The 14250-nt window shown below is 67.3% G+C and carries 10 protein-coding genes and 1 pseudogene; 4 read left to right on the forward strand and 7 right to left on the reverse strand.

The genetic code is table 11. The features are described from left to right. Nucleotides 1-37 precede the first annotated feature (37 nt). A pseudogene (locus IEW34_RS19175) lies at nt 38-422 on the reverse strand (transposase); the annotation flags it as partial. A gap of 629 nt (nt 423-1051) precedes the next feature. On the opposite strand from IEW34_RS19175, the gene IEW34_RS19180 reads away from it, so the two are divergent. Beyond that, a complete protein-coding gene (locus IEW34_RS19180) occupies nt 1052-2119 on the forward strand; it encodes a Hint domain-containing protein (protein WP_188610832.1) in 1068 nt (355 codons plus the stop codon). 652 nt (nt 2120-2771) lie between these two features. Further along, on the forward strand, nt 2772-2951 hold the full coding sequence (locus tag IEW34_RS19185; protein ID WP_188610833.1) for an aa3-type cytochrome c oxidase subunit IV: 180 nt from the start codon (nt 2772-2774) through the stop codon (nt 2949-2951). Nucleotides 2952-3046: 95 nt separating this feature from the next. Here the strand turns inward: IEW34_RS19185 and IEW34_RS19190 are convergent, their stop codons facing one another. From IEW34_RS19190 to IEW34_RS19200, 3 genes are all read right to left on the reverse strand, one after another. Next, nucleotides 3047-4072, reverse strand: a complete 1026-nt coding sequence (locus tag IEW34_RS19190; protein ID WP_188610834.1) for an AI-2E family transporter — start codon at nt 4070-4072, stop codon at nt 3047-3049. A gap of 166 nt (nt 4073-4238) precedes the next feature. Next, nucleotides 4239-4457: a hypothetical protein gene (locus tag IEW34_RS19195; RefSeq protein ID WP_188610835.1), complete on the reverse strand. Its 219-nt coding sequence runs from the start codon at nt 4455-4457 to the stop codon at nt 4239-4241. A 254-nt stretch (nt 4458-4711) separates the two neighbouring features. Beyond that, nucleotides 4712-4936: a YMGG-like glycine zipper-containing protein gene (locus IEW34_RS19200; protein WP_188610836.1), complete on the reverse strand. Its 225-nt coding sequence runs from the start codon at nt 4934-4936 to the stop codon at nt 4712-4714. Nucleotides 4937-5504: 568 nt separating this feature from the next. Here IEW34_RS19200 and IEW34_RS19205 point away from each other — a divergent pair. Then, the gene (locus IEW34_RS19205) at nt 5505-8276 is read left to right on the forward strand and encodes an HAD-IC family P-type ATPase (protein ID WP_188610837.1); all 2772 of its coding nucleotides are present in this window, start codon (nt 5505-5507) and stop codon (nt 8274-8276) included. A gap of 548 nt (nt 8277-8824) precedes the next feature. Here IEW34_RS19205 and IEW34_RS19210 read toward each other — a convergent pair. The 3 genes from IEW34_RS19210 to IEW34_RS19220 form a co-directional block, all read right to left on the reverse strand. Beyond that, on the reverse strand, nt 8825-10381 hold the full coding sequence (locus IEW34_RS19210; protein WP_188610838.1) for an acyl-CoA carboxylase subunit beta: 1557 nt from the start codon (nt 10379-10381) through the stop codon (nt 8825-8827). Nucleotides 10382-10630: 249 nt separating this feature from the next. Then, the gene (locus IEW34_RS19215; protein ID WP_188610839.1) at nt 10631-12349 is read right to left on the reverse strand and encodes a Na/Pi cotransporter family protein; all 1719 of its coding nucleotides are present in this window, start codon (nt 12347-12349) and stop codon (nt 10631-10633) included. Between the two features lie 198 nt (nt 12350-12547). Further along, nucleotides 12548-13450 (reverse strand): polyphosphate kinase 2 family protein, encoded by a 903-nt coding sequence (locus IEW34_RS19220; RefSeq protein ID WP_188610840.1) that lies wholly within the window; start codon nt 13448-13450, stop codon nt 12548-12550. A 303-nt stretch (nt 13451-13753) separates the two neighbouring features. Between IEW34_RS19220 and IEW34_RS19225 the strand changes: the two genes are divergently transcribed. After that, complete coding sequence (locus IEW34_RS19225) at nt 13754-14083, forward strand: hypothetical protein (RefSeq protein ID WP_188610841.1); 330 nt, start codon at nt 13754-13756, stop codon at nt 14081-14083. The last annotated feature ends 167 nt before the right edge of the window (nt 14084-14250 follow it).

Consider the following 14250-nt stretch of genomic DNA (forward strand, 5'->3'; position numbering starts at 1 on the left):
AAGGGCAAGTTGACGATGGATCATCGCTCAAGGCGGTGGAAACGCCGGAGCCGCCCATGGCCTTCACCAGATCGTCCACCACGCGGGTCGAGACGCCCTGGATGTAGGCCTCCTGGACCACCGCGGTGAGCGCCTTCTCGGCCAGCCGGCGCGGCTCCAGGAAGCCGGGAAAGTAAGAGCCCTTGCGCAGCTTTGGAATCCGCAACTCGACCGTGCCGGCCCGGGTCTTCCAATCCCGCACGCGGTAGCCATTGCGCTGTGCCAGCCGCTCCACGCTCCTCTCGCCATCGCCCGCACCAGTCAGGCCGCCGACCTCCAGTTCCATCAGCCGCTGCGCGGCAAAGCCGATCATCTCCCGCAGCAGATCGGCATCAGGGGGTCTTCTCCAGCAGCTCTTTCAGGCTCATCATCTCGTCGGTCATCGGTGGTCCTCGGTTCAGGTTGGCTGTCGCAACCCGACCTTATCGGCGAACCGCCGATGACCGCCGCGCCGGCGATCGCCCGCTACAGCCCTTCTCAACGAGAGCGCGGGCGACCGCCTCCGCTACCGCGGAGCTACACCAATCAACGGGACACGACCTGTTGCGGCTGGGCTCCCTGCGGTCAAAGCAAGTGCGAGTTGTAGCCCGTGGCGTGGCCAGTCCTCGCGTCCGACTACCACTTTCTAGGTATGTCGATATCGCTTGCTGGGTACGGCCGACCTATCACGTATTAGGCATGCGCAAGTTTTGCTGAATTGTGCATAATGCGCGGGTAGTAAAGATTCGTCGGCCTTTTTACAGTCGATGAACAAGACGCTGATAAAAGAGCGCGCTCGTACTGATTCAAAGGGAGATTTTGCTTCTACGGCCGGCGCGTTATCGCGTGCGGCGGATTTCGGCTGCGCGTTACGCAAGTAATACGCAAAATCATCATACACATCTGATGGCAGGCTGGACCAATGGTTGACTTGAATGTCGCGAGTGGAGCGACAACGTCGCTGGGCACGAGCACATCCTACCAAAGCATTTTTTTCGGAACGGGGTCGACACTCGTTGTCGATGGCGCCTCCGTGTCGACGGCATATCTCGATACCGGAACCAATTCCGTGATCAAGGTCGCCAACGGGGGCACCTTGGTCAATACGGGGTGGACCGGAGGATCGGGCGCGACCTATGAGGTCGAGGGCGCATCGACGCTGGATTTCTCGGGCGCGACTGCCGGCGGCGGCGGGATCGTCGGCGAGACGGTCATCTTCAGCGGGGTTGGCCACGGGACCGTGAAACTTCCGGGCGGTGTGCTCGACTACGCGAATCCCAATCAATCCGGCCTCACCGTCCAAGGTTTCGGCTCGGGCGATCTGTTGCTGTTCGGCGACGCCCACATCACCGAGTTCAGGACCATTGGCAACGGCGACGGCACGATGACCATTCAGGCGGTGGACGTCCAGAGCGTTTGGTACACGCACATCCTGTCCTCGGTCACGCTGTCGGGCAATTTTGACCCCACCCATTTCGTCTTCGATCCGGCCCTTGGCACAGTCAGCTATGCCTGCTTCCTCGCCGGCACCATGATCGCGACGCCCGACGGCGAAGTGGCGGTCGAGGAACTCCGCATCGGCGATCTGGTGCTCGGCGCCGATGGCCGCTCGCGCCCGGTGCGCTGGATCGGCCGTCGGCAGGTCGTCGCCATGTTCGCCGATCCGGTGCAGGCCTACCCGGTGCGGATCGTTGCCGGCGCACTCGGCGGCGGGCTGCCGGTCCGCGATCTCTTGCTATCGCCGGACCATGCGCTGCTCGTCGACGGGGTGCTGGTGCAGGCCGGAGCGCTGGTGAACGGCAGCAGCATCGCTCGAGTCGAGCGGCCGGACGCTCGCTTCACCTACTTCCACATCGAGCTCGATGATCACGCGCTGATTCTCGCCGAGGGCGCGCCGGCAGAGACCTTCGTCGACAACGTTACCCGTCGGCGCTTCGACAACTACTCGGAATACGAGGCCCTGTTCGGCGACGGTGAGGCTTGCATCCCTGAACTCGAACTGCCGCGCATCAAGTCGGCCCGTCAGATGCCGCGGGCCATGTGCGAGCGTTTGAGTGCCGAGGCCGCGGCACTTGGCTTCTTGAGCCAAGCCGCCGCATAGCGTTGGCGCGATGACCCCGTCCGCTTTTGCGAACGGGGTCTTTCCGTTAAGGCGAAGAGATTAAGCGGCCTGTTTGGCGACCGATGCGTCAGCCCTCTCGATGCGAGCCCGGACCCGCGAGCGGCAACTGCCGGAAGCTCTTCACACGGGGCAGATCCAACTCGCCGGTGTGAGCGGTGTCGGGGCCATACAAGGCCTCATACTCAGCATAACTATCGAAGCGACTGCGGAAGGCATTACCTTTCAACTGCTGAAGGACGAAGCGCGGCGGGACCTGGCCATCTATCTCCTGGCTGATCGTCGGAACTCGACGAGGGGGTTGCTGCCGTGCCGGATTTGCCGAGCACAGCAGCCTTCATCGAGCTTTCCGCCGATGGACCGGTGTGTCCACAAGCGGGGGCTAAAGCGCTTCCCCCCGAGCGGGTGGCCACACGTTCAGTGAAAAGCGTCCTCAGATTCAAACACGTGGAGCGTTTTCGAACCGATCAAGTGTGATCGCGACATGCTCGCGGCGTCTGCCACCGCAGGCACGGAACGGTCATTCGCAATGTAGATCGGCGCTCAGCTTTCTGCGCCGCACGGTCCATCGGCAGGAACGCTTTGGGGTCGCCGCCGTTATTGGATGATCATCCAACGATGGGAGCGCCGACCGATGGCTGCCATCACCGAACACTCCTACGGCTCGAGCCCGTCCGCCACGTCAGCGAGCGCAGTGGCGGACGGGGACTATGCCGCCCACGAACAGGCGTATCGCGGCTTCCTGCGGCTTCTGAGAACCGTCATCGCGCTGCACGCACTGGCGCTGGTGCTGCTGGCCATCTTCCTGCTGTAGCGGGACAGGACGCTGCCGCGGCTGCCTGGCCATGGCAGCTGCCGGTGCCGGCTAGCGGATGCGGCTCGCCGTCGGTCGCCACGTCCCCGAATCACTCAAGCCGGGTCTGCCCGACCGGAGAGGAGATCCGCGGCCCAGCGGCTCGACGGGATCTGCTCGCAGACCGTGAGCAGGGCGATGGTCACCGGAATGCCGATGAAGGCGCCGGGGATGCCCCACATGAAGCTCCAGAAGAACACCGCCAAGAGGACGATAAAGGGCGAGATGGCGAGCGCGTTGCCGGCGACTCGCGGCTCGATGTAGCTGCCGCTGAAGAACTGGATGACGTTCATGCCCACGAATACGGTGGTCGCCAGTTGCCACGAGCCGAATTGGGCGAGGGCGAAGACGGTGGGCAGCAGGGTCGCCGCCAGCGGGCCGACGAAGGGGATGTAGTTCAGCGCAAACGCCATCACGCCCCAGGCGAGTGCCAGTTCGAGCCCCAGGATCGCGGTCAGCCCCCAGACGGCGAGGCCCGTCAGCACGCTCATGACGGTGCGCACCACCATGTAGGTGCGCAGCTTGCGGGCGATGCTGGTGCTGGCCGCAAGCAGGCGCTCGCCGGCCGTTCCGGGCGCGGCGCGGGTCAGCTTGCGCTGCAGGATGTCGACCTCCAGCAGGCCGAGCATGACGAAGATCAGGGTCAGCACGGCAAAGGCGACGATGCCGTTCAGCCGGGTCGCCACACCCTGGAAGATGCGCAGCAGCCAGCTGACGTTGAAGCTTTCGGCCAGCGTGCCTGCGGCATAGAGGCCATGGCCTTCAAGCCAGGCGGCCGCCTCGCTGTAGAGCGCCTGGAAGCGCCCGCCGTTGGCGACCAGCCAGTGGCCGGCCTGGCTGAACCCCCAGAGGATCAGGTAGCCGAGGGCGCCGACCGTGGCGATCGTCACCACGAGTGTGATCACCATGGCCGGCAGCTTGGCCACGCGTGCCTGGAGCAGCGCCTGCAAGGGCCAGACCAGCGCGATGACGAACAGGGCGAAGGTCACCGGGATTGTGACCGAGCGCGCCAGATGCAGCGCCGCGGCGGCCAGGATGGCCGTGCATATCCCGAGCAAGATGCGGATCTCGCGCCCGTCCATCACGCCTCGCTGTTACCGGCCCGAAGCCGTGCGCGAGCGGGTGGGGGTCTCGCCGCCGGCACTAGATCAGCGGCGCGGCGGTGCCGTCAAGCCACGCCGACAGGGCCCCGCCGTGCGAGGCCCGCTCGTCATGCCGCGCAGCCGGCCGTCGGCCGGTGCTCGAAGGTCAGGCCCGAAAGCCCTTCCGCCGCATGCAGGCGGTATAGACGTGGGCCCGGTTGCGGCTCGCGCCGTAGGCGTGGGCGCGCGGATACGCATGCGTCGCACGGGCGTTGCAGGCTTTCATCGCGCTGCTGCGCGAGGCGGCCTCGGCGCTGTCGATCGGCACGGCCAGGGCGGCGATTCCCAAGCCAAGGCTCAAGGTCAAAATACGTGCGACTCTCATGGCTACACTCCTCCCCATCTGAAGGGGACGCGGACGACATGACAAGAATAAACGAAGTACATCGCTGAACAACGACAATTGTGGCGCCCCCGCAAGAATGAGACGTTTTGAGTAGATGCGGGATTCCACGCCGATCACATTGGCCGATGCCGGTCGCGCCGGCGGGGCGCGCAACGCTCCGGGCTCCCGTGCAGGGCCGGGCACGCCCCATCGGATCGAGGTCATGTGGTCAGGCTGCGCCCGGGCGCCCCGGATCAGCGGCCGCCCGGCGTCGTGGCGTTGCCGACGATCGCGCCGCCGACGCCGCCGATGGCGGCTCCCGCCAGTGCGCCGCCGGCCCGCCCGCTCGCCAGGCCGCCGATGATCGCTCCCGTGCCCGCGCCGATGGCGGCGCCGCCGACGGTACGGTCGGTGCGGTTGTAGGGGTCGCAGGCCGCCAACGCGGCGGTCAGCAGCCCGAGCGCCAGGACACGCTTCATGGGAAGATCCTCCTCCGGATCGTCGCCCTGCGAGGGAGCGGGCGGGTGGCGCGCGCCGCGCCGGCGCCAGCCAGCACGCCGCTGCGACGGCGGCACGCCGCCGACCCAAAAGTTGAACGGCTCGCAGAACCAGTAAAGCGAAGTGATTCTGCGAATGCGTTCATTCTACGCAAGGTCGACATGCAGATCATCGGCACAACGTCCCGTCTCTGTGCAAGGTGTTCCAGGCTCATTGGCGGCCGCTGCGCCCTCGACTCCGATGCGGTGACACACAGGGGCGCCTGTCCAAGGGAGGAGTCTGAGGACGGCAGACGACACCTCGATGTGTTGGCGATTCGTCCCGCGTTTCGTCGGAGCGTCCCGAATTCAGTTAGGCTCGGTTGTTGACGGTCGTGCGTGTGGATACGCTGGCCGTCCCAACCTCGGCGCCCCGTCGGTTCGCGTGTGACCGGAACTGCGCCACCTGGGGCAAGCCCACGCTCCGGCACGCTGCCGGCGCACGGCCGTTGCAGTGTTGGGCCATGCACGGCGGCAAGACCGGCGGGCCGGGAGGACATGGAGGATGGGCATGGGCGCGGGAGCAGAGGCGGCCGTGGTGCGCGATGCCTGGCATGCGATGTTGCCGGATGAGGCGCTCGCGCGTCTCGCCACCAACCGGGAGACGGGTCTGGGCGCCACCGAGGCGCAGGCCCGGCTCGAGACCTACGGGCCGAACCGGCTGCCCGAAAGCCGCAAGCGCGGGCCGCTGGCGCGCTTCCTGACCCAGTTCAATAACGTGCTGGTGCTCGTGCTGCTCGGCGCCGGCTTCGTCAAGCTGATGTTGGGCCTGTGGGTGGATGCGGCCATCATCCTGGCCGTCGTCGTTCTCAACGCGCTGCTCGGCTTCGTCCAGGAGGGTAGGGCCGAGAAGGCGCTGGATTCGATCCGCAACATGCTCTCCGCCGAGGCGCGGGCCGTCCGTGGCGGCGAGACGCGCATGCTCGCCGCCGACACGCTGGTGCCCGGGGACATCGTGCAACTGGAGTCCGGCGACAAGATCCCCGCCGACCTGCGGCTGGTCGAGGCGAAGAACCTGCGCACCGAGGAGGCTGCGCTCACCGGCGAATCCATACCGGCGGAGAAATCCGTCGACCCGGTCGCTGCGGGCGCGACCGTAGGCGATCGCCACGGCATGGCCTTCTCCGGCACCATGGTGGTGTCGGGCCGCGCGACTGGGGCGGTCGTCGCGACCGGAAGCGACACCGAGCTCGGCCGCATCAACCAGCTGCTCGCGGGCGTGAGTGCGCTGGAGACGCCCCTGCTGCGCCAGATCAAGCGCTTCGGTTACGCCATCACCGCGGTCATCGGCGTGCTCAGCGTGCTCATCTTCGCCTTTGGCCGGTGGGTGAAGGGCATGGAGTTCGTCGAGCTGTTCCAGGCGGTCACCGGCATCGCCGTCTCGCTGATTCCGGAAGGCCTGCCGGCGCTCATCACCATCACCCTGGCCATCGGCGTGCAGCGCATGGCCCAGCGCAACGCCATCATCCGCCGCCTGCCGGCGGTCGAGACCTTGGGCTCGGTGTCGCGCATCTGCTCGGACAAGACGGGCACGCTGACCCTCATGGAGATGATGGTGGTCTCCGCGGTCACCGCGGAGGACGCCTATCAGGTCTCCGGCGACGGCTACGCGCCGGAAGGCGAGGTCACCCGGAACGGGGCGCCCGTTGGCGCGGCGCCGGTACTGGCGCTCATGGGGCGCATCTCGCTGCTCTGCAACGACGCGGAGCTGTTTCAGAAGGACGGGGCGTGGCGGGTGGAGGGTGACCCGACCGAGGGCGCGCTCTATCCCTTCGCCGCCAAGCTCGGCATGGAGCGCGGTGCCGAGCAGGCGGCAGCGCCACGCATCGACGCCATCCCCTTCGAATCCGAGCACAAGTTCATGGCCACCCTGCAGCGCTCGGCGGACGGCGGCACCATGCTGCTGGTCAAGGGTGCGCCGGAGGTGATCCTCGATCACTGCGACCGTCAGCAGTCCGCGGACGGCGCGGTCGCGCCGCTGGATCGCGAGCACTTCATGCGGGCCTCCGACCAACTCGCGGCCCAGGGCGAGCGGGTGCTCGGCCTCGCCTGGCTCGCAAACCCGCGGGTGCCGGCGGGCGGCCTCAGCCCGGCCGACCTGCCCAGGACCCTCGTCCTGGTGGGCCTGATCGGCCTGCTCGATCCGCCACGCAAGGAGGCGATCGAGGCCGTCAGGGAATGCCACGCCGGCGGCATCCGCGTCACCATGATCACCGGTGACCACAAGATCACCGCGGCGGCCATCGCCAAGATGCTGAGCATCGGGGACGGCCGGACGGCGCTGACGGGGGCCGAGATCGAGACGTTGGACACGGCCGCGCTCCAGGAGCGCGTGCGCAGCGTCGACGTGTTCGCCAGGGCCAGCCCCGAGCACAAGCTCCGCCTGGTCAAGGCGATCCAGGCCAATGGGCAGGTGGTGGCGATGACCGGCGACGGCGTCAACGACGCGCCTTCGCTCAAGAAGGCCGACATCGGCGTCGCAATGGGCATCAAGGGCACGGAGGTCACCAAGGAGGCGGCGGGTATGATCCTGGCCGACGACAACTTCGCCTCCATCACCGCGGCGGTGAGGGAAGGGCGCACGGTCTACAACAATATCGAGAAGGCCATGCTGTTCCTGCTGCCGACCAATGTGGCCCAGGCGCTGGTCATCGCGGTCGCCATCTTTCTGGGCTTCACCATGCCGCTCACGGCGCCGCAGGTGCTCTGGGTCAACATGGTGACCTCCGTGGCGCTGGGCCTGGTGATCTCCTTCGAGCCGCATGAGATCGACGTGATGAGCCGGCCGCCGCGCGCCGTAGACCGGGCGATCGTAACCGGCTTCGGCATCTGGCGCATTGTCCTCGTCGGGCTGACGCTGCTTGCCTACACCCTCGTGGCCTTCTTCTGGATGAAGTCCAACGGCGCGTCGGACGGGCTGGCGCGCACGGTGGCGGTCAACGCCATCACCATCGGCCAGGTCTTCTACCTCCTGAACAGCCGCTATCTCATCGACTCCTCGCTCTCCCCCGCGGCGCATCTGGGCAACAAATACCTGCCGCTCGGCATCGCCGCCGTGGTCGTCCTCCAGCTCGCCTTCACCTACGCGCCGCCGCTCCAGGCCGTGTTCGGCAACGAGGCGGTTCCGCTCTGGGTGTGGCCCTGGCTGCTCGCCGGTGGGCTGGTGTTCTTCCTCGTCGTCGAGGCGGAAAAGCTCGTCATCCGCTCGTCCCCGGCGCTACGCCAGGCCGTGACTGCGGTCGAGGCCGGCGTCCGAGGGCCGGCGCATGGCCCAGTGGGATGACGGCCGTCCGGCCGGGCGAGATGCTCAAGCCCCAGGTCGCCGGCCGGCCGACCGGTGAGATGCGCCGCCGCGCGCCAGGCACGATGGGCCGGCGCCTCCGGGCGCCGCACGGCACGGACGTCGGTGATCGCTTCGCCGGCCGTCGTTGAGCCCTGCGCCACCGATCTCAGCGTCCGTCTCCCGGTGGATCCGCCGCAGCTCGACGAGCGCTTCCGCCGCGCCCGCCATCCGGGTCAGCGCCTCCGCGCCGTCTGCGGTGGCCGGCGGGGCTGCCTCACCGGGCACCGCGGCACCGTCGGGCGCTGCGGCGGGCAGCGCGCCGTCGACCGACCGGCAGGATGAGCTCAGCGGCTCAACTGGGCTTCACCCGGCCAGTCTTGAGCATTTCCGCGTTTCTTCGAATCGCCGAAATACTTTATCTGTTTGATTTGTCGCGGTTTCTTCACGCGAACCGGCGCTCGAAAACGCTCTAGACCATGCTCAGGTAAGACCAAGCATTGGATGAATATTGAAGGGAACCCATCAGCTCTAGTCGGAAGCGTCGCAATTCACGGCAGATACGGCATCGATGGAGTGCCGATCTGTGTCGCAACGATGCGCTGCGCATCCTCGACGAACTCGCACAGCAACGCTCTCGTCTGCCGCGGATCGACGATGTCCTGTCCGGTGACTTCAGCGGTCCTGAACGGCGAGGCGATGGCGTTCAGGCGAGCCTCGATCTCCAGGCGCTTGGCCTGCGGGTCCGGCGCGGACTCGATCTCGCGGCGGTAGGCGGCGGACGCACCGCCGGCGATATGCATCGATCCCCAGCTCGCCGAAGGCCAGCAGAACCGGCGAAACATGCCGGATGGCCTGTGCTGACATTGCCCGGCGACACCGAACAGCCTGCCGACGACCACCGTGCACCATGGCATTTCGCTCAGGCAGACCGTCGACACGAGGCGCGCGCCCGCGCGCTCGATGCCCTGCTTCTCCGACTCCAGGCCAACTTGAAAGCCTGGTTCGTCGGCCAGGGAGATCAACGGAACATGAAACGTATTGCAAAGCTGTATGAGGCGCATGGCCTTGGCGCCCGCCGCCACGTCCGTCGCACCACCGCCGACCATCGGGTTGTTGGCCATGATGCCGACGGGGTAGCCGTTGAACCGCGCCAGTCCCGTGACTCGGGACCGGCCGTACCGCGGTCCGATCTCGAAGAACGAGCCATTGTCGACGACGAGCTGGATCAGCTTGCGCCCGTCGAACGGCCGGCGCCTGTTTCTGGGCACAAACTCCAGCAGCACCTCGTCCGCCCGGTCGACCGGGTCCTCGGTCGCCCCGCGCGGCGCCATCTCGTGGACGCTGGACGGCAGATAGCTGAGGAACTTGCCGATCTGCGAGAAGGCGTCCTCTTCGGTTTCCGCGAGGTTGTCGATGCAGCCGCTGACGTTCACGTGGATGGCGTCGCCGCCAAGCTCTTCCTTGGTGATGTCGTAGCCGAGGGCCGCCTTCACGACGGGCGGCCCGCCGGGGAAGATCTGGCTGATACCTTTGACCATCACGCTAAAGTGCGACAGCGGTCCCAGCACCGCGGGGAGGCCGGCGACGGAGCCGAGCACCGCGGAGACAACCGGCACCAGCGAAAGCAGGCGGACGTCGGGCGCCGTGAAGGAATTGCCGTCGGGCAGATAAGTGCGCCCCAGTTCCTCAAAGCCGCGAACGCTGCCGCCCGCCGCGTCAAGCAGACGAACCATGGGCAAGCGCCATTCCACGGCGCGCTCACTGGCCGAGAGCTCTTGCCCGAGCAGCCCGGTAACGGAACCGCCGGCGCCCCCCTTCACCGTGAAGTCACTGACCTTCAAGACGACCTTGCGCCCGTCGACTTTGATCGTACCTTCCACTTGGGGCTTCGGGGTGAAACTGGCGACCTTGTCGCCCTCGTACTGCGCCGAGCCGACCAGCCCCATGAACTCCCGGAACGTGTCCTTGTCGCCGAAGGCGTCGATCCGCTCCCGCGCCGTGAGCTTTCCACGCGCGCGCTGCCTGGCGATGCCCTCCTCGCCACCCATTCGCCTGGCCAGCTCTCTGCGGCTGTTCAGTTCGGCGACCTCTTGCTCCCAAGACATGGCGACTCCAGATGCTATCGGTCAGCGGTCGGCCGGCTGGTGCAGGTGACACGCAGCCGGTGACCTGACGTCACTCCCAAGGGCCCAAGGCTCTTCCGCTTGGCACCGTAACGCGTATGGACAACGCGTCGGGCCGTGACAACCCCCCGGCCGATCGAGCCGGTGACCGCGTCTGCCGGGATGCACCTACGAGCCTGCCCCAATGCAGGGTCCGGCGTCCAGCCACCCATGCGGGCTGTGGTGGTGGGCTCAGCCCAGCCGCCTGTCCGCTTCGATGGAAACCCGGTCGGAAGGCTCGGCCCCATCATCCCGTCGCAGTCGTGCCGCAGCCGGCTGATCGGTCAGGTGGCCGGCGGAACGCCAGGCGTGATGGGCGAGCGCCTCCAGGCGCCGGACCGCGTCGACATCGGTGATGGCTTCGCCCGCGGTGGTGGCGCCCTGGGCGACGGAGCGCAGCGTCGTCTCGCGGTGGGTCCGTCGCAATTCGCGCAGTGCGGCCGCGGCCGCGGTCAACTCGGCCAGTGGCCCCGGTCCGTGGGCGGCGACCGCGACCGCTTCACCCGGCACCGCGGCGACGTCGTCGGCGAGCGCGGCCGCCGCCCGCATCGCTTCGGCGGCAAGCTGCATCGCGCGTTCCTCGTCCAGCCCGGGCGCCGGGCCAAGGGTGACGCCTTCGGCCGCGATCTCGGTCAGCCGCGACGCGTGGTCGAGCGCATGCAACGTACTGGTCAGCCGGTGCTGCTCGCCCTTCGATCCTGGCGGCCCCTTGACTTCGGACATGAACGCCTGCGCCTGGCGCAGGGCATCCCCGGCCGCGGCCCAAGATGCTGCCGAGGCGGCGGGAACGCCGCTGCCAGCGCCGGCGGCGGCCAGCGCCCCGTCGACCGCACGGCAGGTGGCGGCCAGGGCCCGCGCCACCGTCCGCCGCACCGCCTCGACTGCGGCGACCGGCGTCTCCAGCGCCGCCGGATCGAGGCAACGCGTCAGCGGCGAGGCGCGCTCGGGCAGCAGCCGCTCGACGAAGGCCGTGAAGCGGTTGATCAGCGGCAGCAGCACCAGGACGCCGACGACGTTGTAGGCAGTGTGATAGGCGGCGAGCAGGGTCACCCCATCGATGCTGCTGGCGGCGCGTGCGAGCAGGGGGATGGTGAGTGGAAACAGCACGAGCGCGATCACCGCGGCGATGAGCTTGAACAGGATGTAGGCCAGCGCCAGCCGCTTGGCGGTGCTGCTGGCGCCGATGGCGGCCAGGGCGGAACTGGTGGCGGTGCCGATGTTCTGCCCGATGATCAGCGCGCAGGCCTGGTCGAGGCCGATGGCGCCGGCATAGTGCGCCGACAAGGTGACCGCGATGGCCGCTGTCGACGATTGCATGACCGCGGTCATCACCAGCCCCACGACGACCAGCGTCAGCAGGCCGATCAGGCCCGCCCACCAACTGACCCCCTCGGCTCCGAGGACAGCGGGCAGATCGGCGGGCTGCAGCTGCTCGGCCAACCCGCCCATGCCCTGTTGCAGCGTCGTCAGCCCGTAGAGCACGAGGGCGAACCCCGCCAGCGCGCCGCCCGCCGCCGCGACGCGGCCACGACCCAGGAGCTTGATCAGCGCGCCGACGAAGATCATCGGCAGCGCGGCGGCCGTGAGCGAGACGCGTACGCCGATGAGCGCCACCAGCCAGCCGGTTCCGGTGGTGCCGATATTGGCGCCGAAGACCAGTCCAAGGCCCTGGGGGAAGGTGAGCAGGCCGGCGCTGACCAGGCCGATCGTCGTCATCGTGGTGGCGCTCGACGACTGCACGATGAGCGTGACGACGGCACCCCAGAACGCCCCGGACACGGGGTTCGCCGCCGCCTTGCCGAGTACGGCGCGCAGGGACGAGCCGGCCAGCGCCTTGAGCCCGCTGGTCATGACCGTCATGCCGAGCAGGAACAGGCCGACGCCGCCGAGAACCGAGATCGCCGTATCCATCAATGCTCTCCCGGGCGTCGGCCGTGGCTCCGGCGCGTCGAGCCCGGATCGCTTCTCAGCCACCGTGCGCTGCGTGCGACGGCGATGTCCTGGCGCGCTTCGCGACGGGGTGGACTCATCCGATGCGCGCGACGTGCTTCAGGTGAAGGGAGCCGGGGCGCGGTTCCGCAATCGGATGCTCGCACCCCATGCGACAGGCTATTTTTCACCGACGAGATCGGCACGGATGGCCGCGAACTCTTTCTTCTTGGCGGCGTCGACTTTCGGGTAGGTGAGATCGAGCTGCTCGACGGCCTCCACGATGGCGGCGGCCACCACCAGCCTGGTGAACCACTTGTGGTCGGCCGGCACGACGTACCAGGGCGCGTGCTTGGTTGCCGTGGCGCGAATGACCTCCTGGAAGGCATGCTGGTAGTTCGGCCAGAATTGCCGCTCTTTCACATCAGATGCTGAGAATTTCCAGTTCTTCTCGGGCCGGTCGAGGCGCTTCAGGAAGCGCTTCTTCTGCTCGTCCGGCGACAGGTTCAGAAAGAACTTGAGGATGACGACGCCCTGCCGGGTCAGGTAGTCCTCGAAATGGGCGATGTCGTCCAGGCGCTCGTCCCAGATGCGCTTGCCGACGAGCTGCGGCGGCAGGTTCTGCGCCTTCAGGATCTCCTCGTGCACGCGCACCACGAGGACCTCCTCGTAGTAGGAGCGGTTGAAGATGCCGATCCGCCCGCGCTCGGGCAGGCACTTGACGTAGCGCCAGAGGAAGTCGTGATCGAGGTCTTCGCGCGAGGGCTGCTTGAACGAAAAGACCTGGCAGCCCTGCGGATTGATGCCGGACATCACGTGCTTGATGGTGCCGTCCTTGCCGGCCGCGTCCATGGCCTGGAAGACGAGCAGCAGCGACCAGCGATCCTGGGCGTAGAGCATCTCCTGCTCCTCGGCCAGCCATTCCGTGCCGCGCTGCAAAAGTTCGGCCGCGTCGCCCTTGTCCATCTTGAGGCCGCAGGTGTCGCCTGGATCGAAGGCATCGAGCCGGAAGTCGCGGCCATCGGCAACGCGAAACGGCTGCGTATATTTCTGAATGCGGTCGAGGATCTCCTGCCTGGCCATGGCGCAACCTCCTGTCTGCCGCTTTCGCACGGTTCGATGCCTGGCCCCATCAGGACGGCACCCGGACCACAGCAGCTTTACATCGCCGCGCCCATGGGGGAATTGTCAAGGAGTCCCAAGTCTATGCGCCGCGCCTCAAACTTACGGAGACTTGGCGAGGCGCCGTTTACTGTTGTTTGCCAGTTGAAAATCCGTGATAGCGATCGCGCCCATTTGCCCCGGTCGCCGATTTCGCGCTTGCCCGGTTTGGCCCGGGTGGATCGCTGTCCTCCCTGCTTCGCCCCTCATCGCCGCGGCGCGTCTATGGCGACCCTGATCTTGACAATTCGCGACCGGCGCGGCCCGGTGGCCGGGACCACCGCTTTGGATGCCGACGTCAGCTTCAAGGCCGCGGCGGCCGGGATCGACCCGAACGTCGACATCATCGGGGACATGAAGCCCCAATTCAGCGAGCATGCTGCGACGTGCCACGGGAAGCTGGAGCACAGGGTGGTCGAGTCGAATCGTCGCTCCTCGCCTAAAAGCCCCTGGCCAAGCTCGCGCACGGGTGCAGCGCACAATCTGGGATGCTGCGAACAGGCGCGGGACAATCGGCGCTTTTTCTCCAGCCCGACCCTGCTATGCTCTAGGTGAGACGGGACGGCCTCGGCCATCTCGGCCGGATGAGGACGCCGGCAAGGGGGTAGCCCGCCGGGCTGAGCCCTACACGGGGGCGTCACGGGCGAGAGCCTCTTCGGGGCATAGACCCAGCCGACGCGCCATGGCCGCGACAGCAGAGGGATCCGCCATTGCCCGCTCCC

This window comes from Chelatococcus reniformis (genome assembly GCF_014640075.1).
Classification (GTDB): Bacteria; Pseudomonadota; Alphaproteobacteria; order Rhizobiales; family Beijerinckiaceae; genus Camelimonas; species Camelimonas reniformis.

Coding starts and splice junctions, on each gene's coding strand:
- IEW34_RS19190 (WP_188610834.1), bottom strand. CDS start 4,072: ATGGACGGGCGCGAGATCCGCATCTTGCTCGGGATATGCACGGCCATC.
- IEW34_RS19220 (WP_188610840.1), bottom strand. CDS start 13,450: ATGGCCAGGCAGGAGATCCTCGACCGCATTCAGAAATATACGCAGCCG.
- IEW34_RS19205 (WP_188610837.1), top strand. CDS start 5,505: ATGGGCGCGGGAGCAGAGGCGGCCGTGGTGCGCGATGCCTGGCATGCG.
- IEW34_RS19225 (WP_188610841.1), top strand. CDS start 13,754: ATGGCGACCCTGATCTTGACAATTCGCGACCGGCGCGGCCCGGTGGCC.
- IEW34_RS19200 (WP_188610836.1), bottom strand. CDS start 4,936: ATGAAGCGTGTCCTGGCGCTCGGGCTGCTGACCGCCGCGTTGGCGGCC.
- IEW34_RS19195 (WP_188610835.1), bottom strand. CDS start 4,457: ATGAGAGTCGCACGTATTTTGACCTTGAGCCTTGGCTTGGGAATCGCC.
- IEW34_RS19215 (WP_188610839.1), bottom strand. CDS start 12,349: ATGGATACGGCGATCTCGGTTCTCGGCGGCGTCGGCCTGTTCCTGCTC.
- IEW34_RS19210 (WP_188610838.1), bottom strand. CDS start 10,381: ATGTCTTGGGAGCAAGAGGTCGCCGAACTGAACAGCCGCAGAGAGCTG.
- IEW34_RS19185 (WP_188610833.1), top strand. CDS start 2,772: ATGGCTGCCATCACCGAACACTCCTACGGCTCGAGCCCGTCCGCCACG.